The sequence below is a fragment of the Anaeromyxobacter oryzae genome (assembly GCF_023169945.1).
Lineage (GTDB): Bacteria > Myxococcota > Myxococcia > Myxococcales > Anaeromyxobacteraceae > Anaeromyxobacter > Anaeromyxobacter oryzae.
This window is the reverse complement of sequence record NZ_AP025591.1, coordinates 2,687,020-2,703,196: the sequence shown is the minus strand read 5'-3', so window position 1 is coordinate 2,703,196 and position 16,177 is coordinate 2,687,020. Positions and strand designations below refer to the sequence as shown.

At 74.3% G+C, this 16,177-nt stretch carries 11 protein-coding genes; 9 read left to right on the top strand and 2 right to left on the bottom strand.

The features are described 5' to 3' along the window. The first annotated feature begins 94 nt into the window (after nt 1-94). The 5 genes from AMOR_RS11780 (at nt 95) to purL (ending at nt 6,849) form a co-directional block, all read left to right on the top strand. A complete protein-coding gene (locus tag AMOR_RS11780) occupies nt 95-1,588 on the top strand; it encodes a sensor histidine kinase (RefSeq protein WP_248361268.1) in 1,494 nt (497 codons plus the stop codon). 137 nt (nt 1,589-1,725) lie between these two features. Continuing rightward, nucleotides 1,726-2,526 carry a ribonuclease H-like domain-containing protein gene (locus AMOR_RS11775; protein ID WP_248361267.1) on the top strand — a complete coding sequence of 267 codons (801 nt, stop codon included), beginning with the start codon at nt 1,726-1,728 and terminating at the stop codon, nt 2,524-2,526. Further along, nucleotides 2,523-3,578, top strand: a complete 1,056-nt coding sequence (locus AMOR_RS11770) for an MBL fold metallo-hydrolase (protein ID WP_318653863.1) — start codon at nt 2,523-2,525, stop codon at nt 3,576-3,578. The genes AMOR_RS11775 and AMOR_RS11770 overlap by 4 nt, the downstream gene beginning before the upstream one ends. Nucleotides 3,579-3,747: 169 nt before the next feature. Next, nucleotides 3,748-4,455 (top strand): GIN domain-containing protein, encoded by a 708-nt coding sequence (locus AMOR_RS11765; protein WP_248361266.1) that lies wholly within the window; start codon nt 3,748-3,750, stop codon nt 4,453-4,455. A gap of 117 nt (nt 4,456-4,572) precedes the next feature. Continuing rightward, complete coding sequence (gene purL / locus AMOR_RS11760; protein ID WP_248361263.1) at nt 4,573-6,849, top strand: phosphoribosylformylglycinamidine synthase subunit PurL; 2,277 nt, start codon at nt 4,573-4,575, stop codon at nt 6,847-6,849. Nucleotides 6,850-6,907: 58 nt separating this feature from the next. On the opposite strand, the gene AMOR_RS11755 is transcribed toward purL, so the two are convergent. Continuing rightward, nucleotides 6,908-8,155: a hypothetical protein gene (locus AMOR_RS11755; protein ID WP_248361261.1), complete on the bottom strand. Its 1,248-nt coding sequence runs from the start codon at nt 8,153-8,155 to the stop codon at nt 6,908-6,910. A gap of 231 nt (nt 8,156-8,386) precedes the next feature. On the opposite strand from AMOR_RS11755, the gene AMOR_RS11750 reads away from it, so the two are divergent. Further along, entirely contained in the window at nt 8,387-9,835 is a 1,449-nt protein-coding gene (locus AMOR_RS11750) for a response regulator (protein WP_248361259.1), read from the top strand. Between the two features lie 29 nt (nt 9,836-9,864). Here AMOR_RS11750 and AMOR_RS11745 read toward each other — a convergent pair whose 3' ends face one another. Then, nucleotides 9,865-11,718 (bottom strand): PKD domain-containing protein, encoded by a 1,854-nt coding sequence (locus AMOR_RS11745; protein WP_248361257.1) that lies wholly within the window; start codon nt 11,716-11,718, stop codon nt 9,865-9,867. A gap of 326 nt (nt 11,719-12,044) precedes the next feature. Between AMOR_RS11745 and AMOR_RS11740 the strand changes: the two genes are divergently transcribed. The 3 genes from AMOR_RS11740 to AMOR_RS11730 are packed head-to-tail and all read left to right on the top strand — an operon-like array spanning nt 12,045 to nt 16,108. Continuing rightward, the gene (locus AMOR_RS11740) at nt 12,045-12,677 is read left to right on the top strand and encodes a hypothetical protein (RefSeq protein WP_248361256.1); all 633 of its coding nucleotides are present in this window, start codon (nt 12,045-12,047) and stop codon (nt 12,675-12,677) included. Between the two features lie 9 nt (nt 12,678-12,686). Further along, entirely contained in the window at nt 12,687-14,279 is a 1,593-nt protein-coding gene (locus AMOR_RS11735) for an NHL repeat-containing protein (protein ID WP_248361253.1), read from the top strand. After that, complete coding sequence (locus tag AMOR_RS11730; protein ID WP_248361251.1) at nt 14,276-16,108, top strand: PEGA domain-containing protein; 1,833 nt, start codon at nt 14,276-14,278, stop codon at nt 16,106-16,108. The genes AMOR_RS11735 and AMOR_RS11730 overlap by 4 nt, the downstream gene beginning before the upstream one ends. The last annotated feature ends 69 nt before the right edge of the window (nt 16,109-16,177 follow it).

Below are 16,177 nucleotides of genomic sequence, written 5' to 3'. Positions count from 1 at the left end.
CCGGAACGTCGTAAGATGGCCCGGTCTCTGGGGGGCAGAGATGCACGGTGGTCCGGGAAGTGCGCGGTCGGCCGAGGCCGGCGCCCGAGGTGAGGTGAACGTCATCACTTTCGGTGATGACGAGCGCGAGCTCCTGCACGCCGTGTTCGACGCGTCCGCCGTCGGCCTCGCCCTCGTCGCCGGCGAGGACCTCCGGTACGTCAAGGTGAACCCCGCGTATCGCGCCCTGACGGCCGCACCCGAGGTGGACCCCGTCGGCCGGACCTTCGCCGAGGTCTGGTCCGTGCCCGCCGCGTGCCTCCGCGACCTCGAGCGCGCCGCCTCGACGGGCGGCGTCACCCGGATCGAGGACTGCCCCGTGCCCTTCGGAGGCGGGACGCGGTGGTTCTCGTACCACGCGCGGCCGCTCCGCTACGCCGGCCAGCCGGCGCTGCTCCTCGAGGTGACCGAGACGACCTCCTTCGTCCTCGCGCGGCAGAGCGCCGAGGCCGGGCTCGACCACGCGCTGCGACGCGCCGCCGAGCTCGACGCGGTGATCGACGCCATCGCCGACGGGTTCGTCCTGTACGGTCCGGGCGGCAAGGTGCTCCGGTACAACCTCCCCGCCGCGCGGATGGTCGAGGCGAGCGGGCTCGATCCCCACGACGCGTTCGCGATGCCGTCGCCCGCGGCGGTCGCGTTCACCTCCGCGGACGGGCGGCCGCTCGCGCCGGAGGACGGCCCGGTCACGCGCGCCCTCGCCGGGGAGACCGTGGTGGGCGCACACCTTCACGTCGCGCCGGCGGTCGGCGAGGACCACTGGATCGTCGTGAGCGCGGCCCCGGTCCGCGGCACCGACGGGAGGGTCGCCGGCGCCGTCGCGACCTTCTCGGACGAGACCGCCATGCACGTGCTCGAGGAGGCGCGCGACGATCTCGTGCGGATGATCAGCCACGACCTCCGGACGCCGCTGAACGCCGTCTACACGCAGGCCCACCTCCTCCGCCGGGCGCCCCACGATCCCTCGAAGGTGACCGATCGGGCGCGCTCCATCGTCCGGAGCTGCGAGCGGATGAGCGCGATGATCCACGACCTCGTGGACACGACGCTCCTCGAGGCGGGACAGCTCCACCTCTCGCCGGTGCCGATCGAGCTCGAGGCGCTCGTGCCGGAGCTCATCGAGCGGCTCCGCGGCGGGCTCGACGTCGATCGCGTCGCGGTCGCGGTCGCGCCCGACCTGCCGCGGGTGAGCGCGGATCCGCCGCGCCTCGAGCGGATCGTGACGAACCTGGTCTCGAACGCGCTCAAGTACTCGCCCGGGCAGACGCCGGTGACGCTCGAGGTCGTGGCCGATGCCGGCGGGGTGCGCATCGCCGTGTCGGACCGCGGCGTCGGGATCGCGCCGGAGGACCAGGCCCACCTCTTCGAGCGGTACTTCCGCGCGCGCGGGAGCCGCCGGCCGGAGGGGCTCGGCCTCGGCCTGTACATCACGCGGCTCCTCGTGGAGGCGCACCAGGGCCGGATCGAGGTCGAGAGCGCGCTCGGGCGGGGCAGCACCTTCCGCGTGTTCCTCCCCGCTGCGCCCCCGGAGAGCGCCTCACCGGCGTGATGCCCCGGCAAGCACCGTTCGCGGTGAGCTCGTCGAGCCGCGAACGGTAGCGGCAGGGTCGCCCTTCGACGGGCTCGGGGGCGGACGGAAAGCGCTCGCCCTGGCGCGCGGGCGGCGCCCCGCCTAGAGTCCGGCGGGTGATCCGCAGCACCTTCCGGCTCGCCCCCGGCGTCGGCCCGTGGCTCGAGTCCAGGCTCTGGAACGCGGGCGTCCGCCGATGGGCCGACCTGCCCGGCGCGCCGGACGACGCCCTCTCGCCGCGGCTGCGCCCCAGGCTCGCGACGGCGGTGGCGCGCGCGGAGGAGGCGCTCGCCGCGGGCGACGCGGAGGCGCTCGCGGCGATGATCCCCCGCGTCGAGCGCTGGCGCCTCTACGCCGCCTTCGCGGCCGACGCGGCGTTCCTCGACGTGGAGTGCGACGGCGACGACCTCACCTGTGTCGGCGTCCTCGACCGGCGCGGGCCGCGGCTCTTCCTCGCCGGCCGCGACCTCGACGCGTTCCCGGAGGCGGCCGCCGGCTGGAAGCTGCTCGTCACCTACAACGGGCTCGCCTTCGACGTGCCCGCCCTCCGCCGCGCCTTCCCGGGCTGGCGGCCCCCGCGCGCGCACGTGGATCTGTGCCACCTCTGGCGCCGGCTCGGGCACGCGGGCGGGCTCAAGCTCCTCGAGGAGGAGACCGGTGTCGGCCGCCCGGAGCACCTCCGCGGCGTCACCGGCCGCGACGCGGTGCGGCTGTGGCGGGCGCACCTCGAGGGCGACGGGGACGCGCTCCGGCTCTTCGCGGAGTACAACCTGCACGACGCCGTGAACCTGCGGACCCTCATGGACCTCGCCTACAACCGGATGATCGAGCGCCTCCGGCTGCCCGCCGCGCCGGTGCCGGTCTCCGAGCGCGGCGACGTCCGCTATGACATGACGAAGCTCCTGCTCGCCCTATGAGCCGCTTCCGCCGGGCCCTCGCCATCCTCGCGCTCGTCGCCTTCTCCATGCTCGCCACTGCGTTCGCCCAGCGCCGCGCCTCCGACGGCAAGTTCGTGAACCTGGACGGCTCGCGGCCGCAGCCGCTCGGCGCGGTCCTGCGCTGGGCGGTCTGGGACAAGCTCACCGGCAAGCGGCGAACCTCGCCGCCGGCGGCGCCCGTCCCGGCCGTCGCGCCGGACCTCGCGCGGCTCGCGCGCCCGCCGGAGCCGGGAGAGCCCGCGCGCGTCACCTGGCTCGGCCACGCGAGCTTCCTCGTCCAGCTCGACGGGGTGTCGCTGCTCCTCGACCCGGCGCTCCTGCCGTCGATCTTCGGCGGCCTCGAGCGGAACGTGCCGCCCGGCGTCCGCATCGAGGACCTGCCGCCCATCGACGCGGTCCTCGTATCCCACTCGCACTACGACCACCTCGACCTCCCCACCATCGAGCGCGTGAAGGCGCCGGTGGTGGCGGGGCTCGGCCTCGAGCGGTGGTTCCGCGACCGCCGCATCTCCGCGACCGAGCTCGGCTGGTGGGGGTCGACGAAGGTCGGGCCGGTCCGGATCACCTTCGTCCCCGCCCAGCACTGGAGCCGGCGCGGCCTCCTCGACACCAACGCGACACTGTGGGGCGGCTTCGTCGTCGAGGGCTCGACCGCGACGCTCTACCACTCCGGTGACACCGCCTGGTTCCCCGGGTTCCAGGAGATCGGCGCGCGGTTCCCCATCGACGCCGCGCTCCTGCCCATCGGCGCCTACGATCCCGCCTGGTTCATGGAGAAGCAGCACATGAGCCCCGAGCAGGCGCTGCAGGCGTTCGAGGACCTCCACGCGCGCACCTTCGTCGCCATGCACTGGGGCACGTTCAAGCTCACCGACGAGCCGCTCGACGAGCCGCCGCGGCGCCTCGAGGCGGAGCGGCTCCGCCGCGGGCTCGCGGGAGACCGGGTCCGGGTGCTCGCCGTGGGCGAGTCCATGGAGATCGACCGGCGATCGCCGCGCGAGGTCGCGCCGCCGTCGGGGCCGGCGCGATAGGCCGCCGCCGCCCGCGCGTATCCCGGGAGGACGCTCACGGCGTGACCGCTCGAGCCGGACGACGGCCGGGCGCTCCGGAGGCCGCAGGGTGGGCTGGCGGCCGTGTTGCGGGTATCCTGGCGAGGCATGGGCGCGCCGCGCGGGGGCGGCGCCTCGAGGGACGGAACGCGTGCAACTCTCTCTCGGATCACCCGCGATCGTCGCCGCCCTGGCGCTGCTCGCGACGGCGGGCTGCAACCCGGTGGTGCAGGGGAACGGCGTCTTTCACGAGGAGACCCGCAGCGTCCCTGCGTTCCTCGGCGTGTCGGCGGAGGACGGGATCCTCGTCACGGTGACCGCCGGCGGCGCCCAGCGCGTCACGGTGAGCGGCGACGAGAACGTGGTCCAGCACGTGGAGACCACCGTCCACACCGATGTCGCCCTCGGGATCCAGGTGCTCGAGGCGAAGGTGACGTTCGTCGACAGCTACACCTCCGTCCATCCGCTGCGGCTCACCGTCACCGTCCCGGAGCTGCAGCTCGTGCGCGTGCAGGATCCGACCCGCGTCGAGGCGAAGAACGTCGCCGCCGAGCGGTTCCGGGTCGAGGCGGGCGACGGCGGCGACGTCGTGCTCGCCGGCGCCGGGACCGGCGCGGCGCCGGTTCTCGAGGTGGTGCTCTCGGGCGTGCAGCACGGAGCGCACCTCGACGCGCGGGAGTACGCCGTCGCGACGTCCGACGTGACCCTCACGGGCAGCTCCCGCGCCGAGCTCCAGGCGAGCCTCGCCGTCACCGGCACCGCCGTGCCGGGGAGCCGCGTCGAGAACTCCGGCACTGGGACGTGCCGGGTGACCGATGGCGCCGGAGACCCCGTGAGCTGCGCGATTCCCGCTCCCTGACGCTCCAGGCGGGAGCCGGCGGGGCGGCTCCTCCTTCCGGCCGGGCCGGCGATCGCCGCCTGACCGGCCAGACGAGCCTCGCGATCCGGGCGCCGCGCCGTTAGAATCCGCGGCCTCATGAGCGAGAAGATCACGCCCGAGGTCGTCGCCCGTCACGGACTCAAGCCCGACGAGTACGAGCGGGTGAAGCAGCACCTCGGCCGCGAGCCGAACCTCACCGAGCTCGGCGTCTTCTCGGTGATGTGGAGCGAGCACTGCTCGTACAAGTCGTCCCGCGTCCACCTGAAGACGTTCCCCACCACCGGCCCGAAGGTGCTGCAGGGTCCGGGAGAGAACGCGGGTGTGGTGGACCTCGGCGACGGTCTCGCCGCCGCTTTCAAGATGGAGAGCCACAACCACCCGAGCTACATCGAGCCGTACCAGGGCGCGGCGACGGGCGTGGGCGGCATCCTCCGCGACGTCTTCACGATGGGCGCCCGGCCGATCGCCTCGATGAACTCGCTCCGGTTCGGCGACCCGGCGCACCCGAAGACCGCGTACCTGCTCGAGGGCGTGGTGGCCGGCATCGGCGGCTACGGCAACTGCATGGGCGTGCCGACCGTCGGCGGCGAGGTGATGTTCCACCCCTCGTACAACGGCAACTGCCTCGTGAACGCCTTCACGCTCGGGATCCTCCCCGCCGACAAGATCTTCCGCGGCACGGCCGCCGGCGTCGGGAACCCGGTCATGTACATCGGCGCGAAGACCGGCCGCGACGGCATCCACGGCGCGACGATGGCCTCCGCCGAGTTCGACGCGTCCACCGAGGAGAAGCGCCCGACCGTCCAGGTCGGCGATCCGTTCATGGAGAAGCTGCTCCTCGAGGCGTGCCTCGAGCTCTTCCAGACGGACGCCGTGATCGGCATCCAGGACATGGGCGCGGCCGGCCTCACGAGCTCGTCGGTCGAGATGGCCGGCCGCGGCGGGAACGGCCTCGACCTCCACCTCGACCAGGTGCCGCTCCGCGAGGAGGGCATGACGCCGTACGAGATCCTCCTCTCCGAGTCGCAGGAGCGCATGCTCCTCGTGGCCGCCGAGGGCAAGGAGGACGTGGTCCGGCGGATCTGCACGAAGTGGGACCTCGACGTGGCGGTGATCGGGAAGGTCACCTCCACCGGCCGCTGGCGCGCTTACTGGCACGGTCAGATGGTGGCCGACCTCCCGGTGGACCCGCTCACCGAGGGCGCGCCCAAGTACGAGCGGCCGATGAAGCCGCACCCGGCGCTCCCGGACCTGCACGCGTTCGACGCATCGGCGATGCCGGAGCCGACGGATCTCGGCGCGTCGCTCCTCCGCCTCCTCGCCCGCCCGACGATCGCCTCGAAGGAGTGGGTGTACCGGCAGTACGACCACATGGTCCGGCTCGTCGGCGCGGTCCGCCCCGGTGGCGACGCCGCGCTGGTCCGGATCGCGGTGTCGAACGAGAAGCACGCGAACAAGGGCATCGCGCTCTCGCTCGCCGCGAACGGCCGGTGGTGCTTCCTCGATCCCTACCTCGGCGCGAAGCACGCCGTCGCGGAGTGCGCGCGCAACATCGCCTGCGTCGGCGGCGAGCCGCTCGCGATCACCGACTGCCTGAACTTCGGCAACCCCGAGAAGCCGGAGATCATGTGGCAGTTCGCGGAGTGCGTCCGCGGCATCGGCGACGCCTGCCGCGCGCTCGGCACGCCCGTCGTCTCCGGCAACGTCTCGCTCTACAACGAGACGGAGGGTCAGGGGATCCTCCCCACCCCGACCGTCGGCATGGTCGGCCTCGTCGAGCCCGTGGATCGCACCTGCACGAGCGCCTTCCGGAACGCGGGCGACGTGATCGCCCTCGTCGGCACGCTCCAGGGCGAGGTCGGCGGCTCGGAGTACCTCGCGGCCGAGTTCGGGAAGGAGGCGGGCCGCCCGCCCGCGCTCGATCTCACGAAGGAGAAGGCGGTGCAGGAGACGGTGCGTCGCGCGATCCGCGAGGGGCTCCTCTCGTCGGCGCACGACTGCTCCGACGGCGGCCTCGCCGTCGCGCTCGCGGAGTGCTGCATGATGCACGACGCGCCCGCGGGCTCCACCGCGCCATGGATCGGCGCCGCGGTCCGGGTGCCGTTCCCGACGCGGAAGGACTTCGTGCTCTTCGGGGAGGATGCGAGCCGGATCGTCGTCTCGCTCCCGAAGGAGAGCCTGCCGCGCCTGGTCGAGCTCGCGAAGGCGTGCGGCGCGCCGGTGATCACGCTCGGCGCCGTGGGCGGCGACCGGCTCGAGATCCAGGGCGCGCTGTCGGTGCCGGTCGCCGACCTCGCCCACGCGTGGCGCGACGGCATCCCCTCGGTGCTCCGCCGCGACGTGGCGCACGCCACGACGGCGCTCGCGGAGTGACGGCCGGGCTGGTGGCTGAAGCGGCGCCCGGCTATCGGACCCGCGCGCGGCGCCGCGCCTACGGCGCAGCGGCGGTCGTGAACGTCCGGACCGCGCTGGTGGCGGAGCACCCGCCGGCGGCGCTCGCCGCGAGCGCGGCGTCGACGTCGGGCGCGGCGGTGCTCATCACCGTCCACTCGTAGCGCGTGGACGGCGCGAGGAAGACCCCGAGCGCGGAGAGATCGGGGATCCGGGCCGAAGATCCAGTCGTGAGGACCGTGACCACACTCTCGTGGGTCGTCGCGTCCTGGAGCGCGAGCCACTTCACGCCGGCGCGTGTGTCGCTCCAGGAGAAGTCCGTGGCGGGCCCGACGCCGGTCGCCGCGTCGGCGGGCTCGACCTGCGCCGGCGTGAGCGGCAGCGGGATCTCGAGCCCGGTGGTGGTCAGGTCCGGCGTGCGAACGCTGCATCCGACCGATTCACCGCCCGGCCCCGTGGCGCCCCCGAGCACGAGGAGGCCTGCGCCGACGCCGGGCGTCGGCAGGTCGAACGCCGTCGAGGTCACGGTCCCGAGCGTGAGCTGAGCGCCGTCGGGCCATTCCAGACAAACCGTCGTCCCGTCGAAGACCCAATCGCCGGGGACGACGAACCGTCCCTCGAGCCGGCCGACCTGGGGGATGGGCGCGAGGTCGAGGCCGGGCCAAGGGCTCCGCGCGGCGTCGATCAGGTCGATCGTCGCCTCCGCGTAGCCGTAGTAGTCCGTGGGGAATGCGCCCACCGCGTTGGCGCGGTGCAGCGCGTGGACCGTCGGATGGATCGTGCTCGCGCCGTTCCAGCTCGCATCCATGTCGAAGACGAAGGGCACCGCGAAGGTGGAGGTCGCGAACCACTGGAGATGCGGGCTGCCGAACGCGAGCGAGACCCGGACCGTCGAGGACGGGCCCGGAGTCCCCTGCACCGGCACCGCCTGCAGCGAGAACGTCGTGTATCGCGGGGTGCTCCCCAGGGCGGGAATGGTCACCAGCGGATCGCGCCGGGTCGCGCCGGCGTAGACCCAGGCGCGGCCGTTCGCGGCCACGACGAGGTCGTACGGAACATCCACGTCGTCCACGGTGAACGTCTCACCGGCTGCGACCGGCTGCGGCGCGTGCCCGGGGATCAGGATGGTCGCGTCGAACCCCGTGTCGCCCCAGGCGACGACGCGACCGCGAACGGCGCGATCCAGGGGAAGCACGGGACCGGGAGAGGCAGTGGGCTTCGAGGCCCCGCAGCCGGCGAGCATCGCGACGAGGGCGGCAGCGAAGGCGGCGCGCGAGCGAGGCATCATCTTCTCCTCCATGGCCGAGGCGATCGAACGTAGCACGCACGGTCACACCGAGGGGCGGCACCGCACCTGCTCGATCTACGCCGTCCTCGTCCGCTCGCGGCGGGGAGCGCCGCCGGCGCCGCTGGGCGGGTGTGCTCCGACCCGGGGTTGGCTCCGCGCTGCGCAGGTGCCCGGTTGTCCTGAGGTGGGGCGGGCCTCCCCATTGCAGCAGGAGTCGCCGGGTCCGGACCCGTGGCGAGCACCGTCGAGTACACGAACGTCTTCGTCCGCGTCGACGAGGAGCGCCTCGCGGCGGTCGAGCGGCTCGTCCTCGCGTTCCCGCTCCTCCTCGACGGCGCGCTCCACCGGTGCGATCTCGCGTTCCGGCCGGAGACCCGGTTCCTCGCCGTCGGAGTCCATCTCCGGGCCACGGCGCTCTCCCCGCAGGCCCGGGACCGGCTCTCGTTCTGGACCGCGCGCGCGGGCGGCCGCGCCACGCCGGTCGCCCGGCTATCGGGCCCGGATCTCGCGCAGCTGCGCGCGCATCTCGCCGCGTGCGAGGTCGTCCGCCTCGGGGTTCTCCCGCCCGCGCTCGCGCACGCGGCGGCGTCGTTCTTCACGGAGGCGGGCGCGCCGCGCGAGCGGCGCCGCGCCGCCGTGGAGCCGGTGCTCGCGATGGATGTCGGCGGGCCCGGCTGGGAAGGCGTCCGGTACGACCCGGAGGAGGGGCTGCTCTTCGTCGCGGCGCCGATCGCGCCGCCCTCCGGCGACGACGTCGCGCTCGCGTTCCGCATCCCGGGAGCGCCGCAGCCGATCGAGGCGCGGGGCCGCGTCGTCCAGGTCGTGACGCCCACCACCGCCGGTCCGGGCCACGCCGCGGGCTACGGCCTCCGGCTCGAGGCGCCCCCCGCGGCGCTCGTCTCCGCGCTGGAGGCGCGCCCGGCCGCGAGCCCGGGCGCCGAGATCCGGGCCGCGCCCCGCTTCCCCGTGAGCGCGCCGGTGAAGGTGATCGCGCGTTCGCCGCTCGCCACGCGCGCGCACGCGAAGATCGAGTACGCGACGGATCAGGAGCTCGCGCGCGACTTCGTGGAGAACCTCTCGCAGGGCGGCGCGTTCGTCCGCACGTCGCACCCGCCGCCGGTGGGGAGCCCCGTCTCGCTCGAGCTCCGGCTGCCGAACGGCGCGGAGCTGTGCGCGTCGGCGCAGGTCGCGTTCGTGAACGGAGGCGGCATGGGCGTCCGCTTCCAGCTCGCGCCGGACGCGGAGGCGGTGCTCGCCGCGGCGATCGCGCACATCTCCGCCCGCCCCCGCCGCGCGCTCCTCGTCGACGACGACGCCCTCGTCCGACGGATGCTCGCCGACGCGCTCGCCGCCCGCGGGTTCGAGGTGCTGACCGCGGCGGACGCGCAGGACGGGCTCAGGACGCTGTCGGCGGAGCTGCTCGCGCTCGACCTCCTCGTCACCGACGTCCGGATGCCCGGGATGGACGGGGAGGCGCTCGTCCGGATGATCCGCACCGCGGGCGGGGAGACGGAGCTCGCCATCGTGGTGGTGACGGGCTCGCTCGACCCGGGGACGGAGTCCCGGCTCGAAGCCGCCGGCGCGGACGCCGTGCTCGACAAGGCGCTCGGGCCGGAGCTCGTGGCGCAGGCGGCGGACGCCGTGCTCGAGCGGAAGCGGATGGTCGCGGCGGCCGGGTGACGAGGTCGAGCAGGCAGCGGAACGGATCGTCACCTCGAGGCGGCGACGCAGGAGCCGGTCTCCGTGTGCGTCCCCGACGCGGACGAGGCCCCGTCGCTCGCGACGAAGGAGATCGTCGCGGTCGGCTTCTCGGTCCCGCACGTGCTCATCGCGGCGAGCTCGGCGGTCGCGGCCGGGCACGCGCCCGCGACGCACACCACCGACGCGGGCGTGACGCCGAGCGGAAACCGGACCTCGACGGGATCGCCGTCGGGGTCGGAGACCGCGGGCGCGAAGGTGAACGCGGTCGCCGTCGTCGCCGTGGGGGACACGAGGCAGCTCCCGTTCGGAGCCTCCCGGCAGCAGAGCACCTCGTCCGGCGTGCACGCCACCGGCGCCGTCCCGCTCGTGTTCGTCACCACGGGCGCCCGGTCGTGGATCTGCACGATGACGTCCGGCCGCTCCGCGGCGATCGCCCACGGATCGCGCACCGAGGAGCGGACGACGTGGTCGCCCGCGAACAGGTGGACCGCCGGCACGCCCGCGTACGCGCGGCTGCAGATCGCCACCGAGGTGCCGTCCACGAGCAGGGACAGGGCGCTGCAGTCCGCGTCGCCGGTCGGGTCCGCCTGCCAGATCGGGTCGCCGTCGGGATCCGACCAGCGGCCGAGCGTCGCGGTGGCCCGGTACTGGCCCTGCGCCGCGTCGAAGGAGTGGTCGACCTGTACCTGCACCGGCGCGGGATCCGCGAGGACGGGCGGACGGTTCGAGATCTCGACGGCGCGCGTCTCCACGGTCTCGCCGCCGTTCACGTCGGTCGCGGCGATCCGGACCGCGCGCTCCAGCGCCGGGCCGTCGATCAGGAACCCGGCGTCGGCGGGCGACGCGTAGTCCACGGCCACCCGGAACGTCACCTCCGACCCGAGGTCCTCGCCCTCGAACACACCGCCGCCGTCGTTCGCGTGGACCCAGCTCACCACCCGGACCGGGATCGGATCGCCGTCCGGATCCGTCACCGTGACGGAGCCGACCCGTCCGCTCGCCGTGAGGCGGGACGAGGCCGCGTCGAAGACGTGGGGCACCGGCGCGAGCTTGTCGGCCGTCACCACCGGGGGACGGTTCGTGACGCTGACGCGGGTCACTGCGGTCCCGATGACGCCCGCGGCGTCGCGGGCCTCGACGCGGAACACCCAGTCGCCGGACAGGGCCGCGTCGTCGCTCTCGAGCGCGACCGACGGGTTCGGCACGTCGGCGGACGGGGAGAAGGCCAGGCGGCGCGTCGGCCCCAGCGCCCGATCCGGCGGCGGCTCGACGGTCCAGTGATAGGTGACCGGGCCGAGGAACGCGCCGGTCGTGGTCGCGGCCAGCGCGACGTCGCCCGCCGGAGTGCACCGGCCGTCGCTGCACGAGTGCCCGAGCGCGAGATCGGCCCCCGCCGTCAGCATCGGCGCGTCGGTCGACACCCCGACGTCGAACGCCTCGACGGCCGGCGGGCTCGCGACGCCCTTCTCGTCCCTGACGACGAGCGACACGGAGTACCGGCCCGCGCAGGCGAACCGGACCCGCGCGACCGGGCCCGTGTCGGCGACGACCGGCGGCGCGCACGGGGCGGCGTCCGGGGCGAAGGTCCAGGCGTAGGAGCGGATCGCGTCGTTCGGATCCGGGTCGGCGCTCGCGCCGCCGTCGAAGAGGACGAGCCGGTTGGTGGTGATGGCGAGCGGGACCGCGATCGACGCGACGGGCGAGCCGTCGGCGACGCAGGTCCTCGCGAGACACCGCCCCGACGCTCCGCAGGCGTCGTCCGTCGTGCAGCTCGTCGCGGTGGGACCGAGGCCCGAGCAGCCGGCCACCGCGAGCACCGCGGCCACCATCGAGGAGGCCACCACCGTCCGGATCGTTCGCATCCGCTCTCCCTCCAGGCGTGATCGCGAGGACCACGCTCATCCTAGTTGCCGTTCCGTGAATGTTGAAAGCACGGACTGCGAGTGTCGTGCCAGGTGAGAGCTTTGCGTTCAGTCCGTGAAACGGTGGGTCCGTGCCATACCCGGGGTCGAGGCGCGACCGGGGGGTCCGCGGCGCGGACTGTCTGACGCGCACGGCTTAGCGCCAATGCCCGCGCGGCAGACGGTGCACGGCCCTTGCAGCACGGTCGCGAGTCGTGGTGAAACAGAGACTCCGAGTACAACCGCCTCGGGGGAAGGCTCCAGCAATGGCTCTTTCCGGTGCGTTGATGATCGCGCTCGCCCTGGCCGCGGGCGGAGGCGGAGAGCGGATCCTGCTCTGCCGCCCCAAGATCCTGGGGGATCCGGCGCTCTCGCGCGCCGAGTCGGTGATCGCGGCGGCCCGGGACGGCGACGGCCGCTTCCTCGATTACGGGGTGGCGTGCGAGGACGCCGCGGAGGGCGCGCGCGCCGCGCGCCGGGCGGGGCTCCCGCACGCGATCGCGACGACCGCCGAGGGGCGCGCCGACGGCAGCCGCTTCCTGCTCGTGCTCGCCGACTCCGACACGTCGGCGGTCCGGGCGCGGAGCGCCCTCGAGGTGGCGCCCGGCGACGACGCGGTCCGCCCGCTCCACGCCGCGTTCGACAAGCTCCTGCAGGCGCTCCCGCCGGAGCCCGGCCCGCGTCCAGCGCACGTCGCGGCCTGGACCGTCGTGGGCGTCGGCGTCGCCGCCCTGGTCGCCGGCGTGGTGTTCACGATCGGCGCCCGCGACGCGGCGGACCGCGCCGCGAGCGCCACCGACCTCGACGCGCAGATCACGGCGCGGAAGGACTGGGAGACGAAGCGGCGCAACGCGGGCATCGCGTACGGCGTGGGCGGCGCCCTCGTCGCCGGCGGCCTCGTCTGGCGGTTCGGGTTCTAGGGGGAAGACATGAAGCGCTGGATGACCGGAGTGTGGGTCCTGGTGATGGGCTGCGGGACCGTGAAGGATCCCCCGACGTGCGCGACGAGCGCCGACTGCCCCGCAGGCGAGTACTGCGCGTCGGCCCAGGGCGAGCAGCGGTGCTGGCCGGACTCGCACCCGCCGGTCGTGTCGGGCGTGGCCGTCTCCTGCCTGGACGTCGCCGCCGGCGAGAAGTGCCCGCGCGACGGCACCCTGCGGGTGACCGCGACCGCCTCCGACGCCGAGGAGCTCGCAGAGGTCCGCGTCGCCCTCACGCTCGACCCGTCGACGGCGGTCGCGATGACCCGGACCGGAGACACCTGGACCGCGGACGTCCCGCTCGCGACGGTACCGGTCGCGGCGTTCGAGGCGACCGTCGACGCGACGGTCACCGCGCGCGACGGGGCGCGGCAGGAAGCCTCCGCCACGACAGCCGCGGCGATCCCCGTCACGCGCCTGCGGTGGACGACGGAGGTCGAGCCGGGGCAGGCGATCGCGCTCACGCCGGCGGCGGTGATGACCGACGGGACCGTCGTCGTCGCCGGCAGCAACGGGAAGGTGTACTTCGTGAAGCCCGACGGGACGCGGGCGCACGACCCGGTGACGGTCGGGAGCGGACAGGCGATCAGCGCCGCGCCGGCGATCGGAACGAAGGCGATCTGGGTGGGGAGCGAGGACGCCTGGCTCCGCGGGCTGGCGCTCGACGGGAGCGGCGCGCTCGCCGGTGTCGCCGTCAACTCGGAGGGGGCGATCCGGGGGTCGGTGGCGGTGTTCACCGAGGCAACGAAGGAGTGGGGGTTCGTTGCGTCGGCGAGCGGGCGGTTGGCGGCGGCGAGCACCGGTCTCGACACCGCTCGGTCGGGTGCCACTAGCGCGTATGTGGTGGGCCCGGCAGTTGATTCCGCGGGGCGAGTATTCGCAGCCTCCTCGGGAGCGAATTCGACGGTTCGCGAATTCCTTTTCGACGGAGCGTTCACGGACCAATGGGTCACGTCTTCGCCTGTTGTCGGCGTGAATGTTAGTGCGGCCATTGCGCTCGACCGCAGCGGCAACGTCATCACGGGATCTCAAGACAAGAAGATCAATCTAACGACGGTTGTCGGTGGAACATCAACGATTGCCACCGTCAGCGACGCCATCGTCGACTCCCCCATCATCCTCCCCAACGGCGACATCATCGTCGGCGACCAGAGCGGCGCGCTGCACCGGCTCTCTTCCGACGGGACCGCGCTCTGGACGCCCGCCAGGAACCTCGGGGCGGCGGTGCTCTCGCCGATGCTGCTCGCCGGCACCTCGGCGACGCTCCTCGTGCCGACGCGCGCGGGCACGCTGTACGCGCTCGACGGCTCGGGCGCGGAGATCTGGCATCGATCGCTCGGCACCGGCGCGGAGCTCCGGTCGGGGAACATCCACACGAGGCCGGGGCAGCCGGCCGGCCATGTCGTGAGCACGGCGTACTACCCGACCTCGGACGGCAAGCTGCACGCGGTCATCGTGGACGGCCAGCTCGACACGAGCGCGCCCTGGCCGAAGGCGTTCCACGACCCCCGGAACACGTCGAACGCGGGGACGGCGCCGTGATCGGGCGGGCCGTCGCGGTCGTGGCCGCGCTCCTCGTCGCGGGCGAGGGCGCCGCGGTGGAGAGGCTGGGCGTCATGGCCGTCGGGGATCCGCCCGGCGGTCCGGACCCCGACGTCACGGAGCTCGCGCACCAGCTCCGCGCCATGTGCCGGGACCGCGTGGGTGGCGTCGAGGAGGTGTCGACGATGCGCGCGCGGCTCCTGGGGCAGGAGTCCGGCGCGACGCTGTCCGAGCTCGACCGCGCGTACGGCGGCGCGCTCGCGGTCTACCAGAGCGGCGAGTTCGAGAGCGCGTACCGCACGCTCAAGGCGATCATCGCGGACCTCGAGATGCTCCCGGAGAGCGACGAGGCCTACGAGCAGTGGGTCCGGGCGCTCCTCAGGCTCGCGCACGCCGCCCTGACGCTCGGCTCGCAGAAGGACATGGACGCCGCGCTCCTGAAGCTCGCGCGCACCGACCTCACCGTCCTGCCGGACCCGGACCAGTACTCGCCGTCGTACCGGCGCCGGTTCGAGGAGCTCAAGGCCCGCGTGCGCGCGCTCCCGAGGAGGCGGCTCGTCGTGACGGCCGAGGGGCACGACGGGACGGTGTTCGTGAACGGCCGCAAGATGGGGACGACGCCGCTCGCGCTGTCGATCCCGGCGGGCACCTACCGGATCGGCGGCGCGTCGGGCGCGCTCCGGGTGCCGACGTTCCCGGTCGACCTCGAGGGCGAGGACCGCGCGGTCGTCCTCGACTTCGCGCTCGCGGACGCGCTGCGCGTGAACGCGGGCCCCGGGCTCGCGCTCGCGCCGGCCCAGCGGGCCTACGGGATCATCCGGGCGGGCGCGTGGCTCGGCCTCGACCGCCTCGTCGTGGTGAGCCGGGTCGAGGAGGGCCAGGCGCAGTTCCTGCTCGGCTCGATGTACGACGTGCGGCGCGGCGCGCTGCTGCGCGAGGGCAGCGTCCGGATGGTGGCCGGGAGCGTGCCGTCGGTGAACCTGGGCGCGCTCGCGGCGTTTCTCCTCACCGGCCAGAACTCGCGCGAGGTGAAGGACCGGACGCAGGACGGCCCGAGGGAGATCGTGCCGCCCGCCGTCGCCTCGGAGGCACCGTCCCGCGTCCCCCCGGTCGTCACGACGACGCCTCTGCCGCAGGTGCCGCCCGTCACCGCCTCCCCCGGATCCACCAGGGCTGCAGCCCAGACCCGGCCGCTGGCCGCTACCACGTCTTCGAGCTCCAGCGAGGCCCCCTCACCCCGGCCCTCTCCCTCCGCTCGCGCGGGCGGAGAGGGAGGACTTTCCCCGATCCCGACCGCGACCCCGACCGTGGCGACCCGGACCTTGGCGGCCACGGCCGGCGCGGCCACGACCGCGTCCCCATCCCCGGCCGCGCCGCTCGCCGCCGGCGCGGGAGCGGGAACGGCTCCCGGCGCGCACCCGCCGCTCACCGCGACGCTCGCGACACCGGCGGCCACGACCGCCTTCGCGCCGCCACCCGCAGACCTCGGTCCGCGCCGCCCGACGTCGCGGCACCCCTGGATGCGGCCGGCCGCGATCGGCGTGGGGATCGTCGCGGTCGGCCTCGCCGGCGTCGCGGTGCAGCAAGGGCTCACGGCCTCGCAGTCGTACGCGGACGCGCGGGCGATGCTCCAACCGGATCTCAGCCTCAAGCCGGGCTCCGACGGCGCGCGCTACCAGGCGCTCCGCGACGACGGCGGCGCCGCGACCCGGAACATGTACGTGTCCGCGGGCGCGGCGGTCCTCCTCGCCGGCGCCGCGGGCGTGCTCGGCTGGTGGTCCTTCGACGTCGACCCGGCGACCGGAGGGACGCTCGCGCTCCGGTTCTGAGGCTCGCATCCCAACCGGGTGGACGGCGGCGGCCCCGGTTCCGCGGTAGAGACCTCTACCGCCCCACGG

What these genes read in the sequence shown, in the direction of transcription:
- AMOR_RS11770 (WP_318653863.1), top strand. Translation starts at nt 2,523, where the DNA reads ATGAGCCGCTTCCGCCGGGCCCTCGCCATCCTCGCGCTCGTCGCCTTC.
- purL (WP_248361263.1), top strand. Translation starts at nt 4,573, where the DNA reads ATGAGCGAGAAGATCACGCCCGAGGTCGTCGCCCGTCACGGACTCAAG.
- AMOR_RS11755 (WP_248361261.1), bottom strand. Translation starts at nt 8,155, where the DNA reads ATGATGCCTCGCTCGCGCGCCGCCTTCGCTGCCGCCCTCGTCGCGATG.
- AMOR_RS11745 (WP_248361257.1), bottom strand. Translation starts at nt 11,718, where the DNA reads ATGCGAACGATCCGGACGGTGGTGGCCTCCTCGATGGTGGCCGCGGTG.
- AMOR_RS11740 (WP_248361256.1), top strand. Translation starts at nt 12,045, where the DNA reads ATGATCGCGCTCGCCCTGGCCGCGGGCGGAGGCGGAGAGCGGATCCTG.
- AMOR_RS11735 (WP_248361253.1), top strand. Translation starts at nt 12,687, where the DNA reads ATGAAGCGCTGGATGACCGGAGTGTGGGTCCTGGTGATGGGCTGCGGG.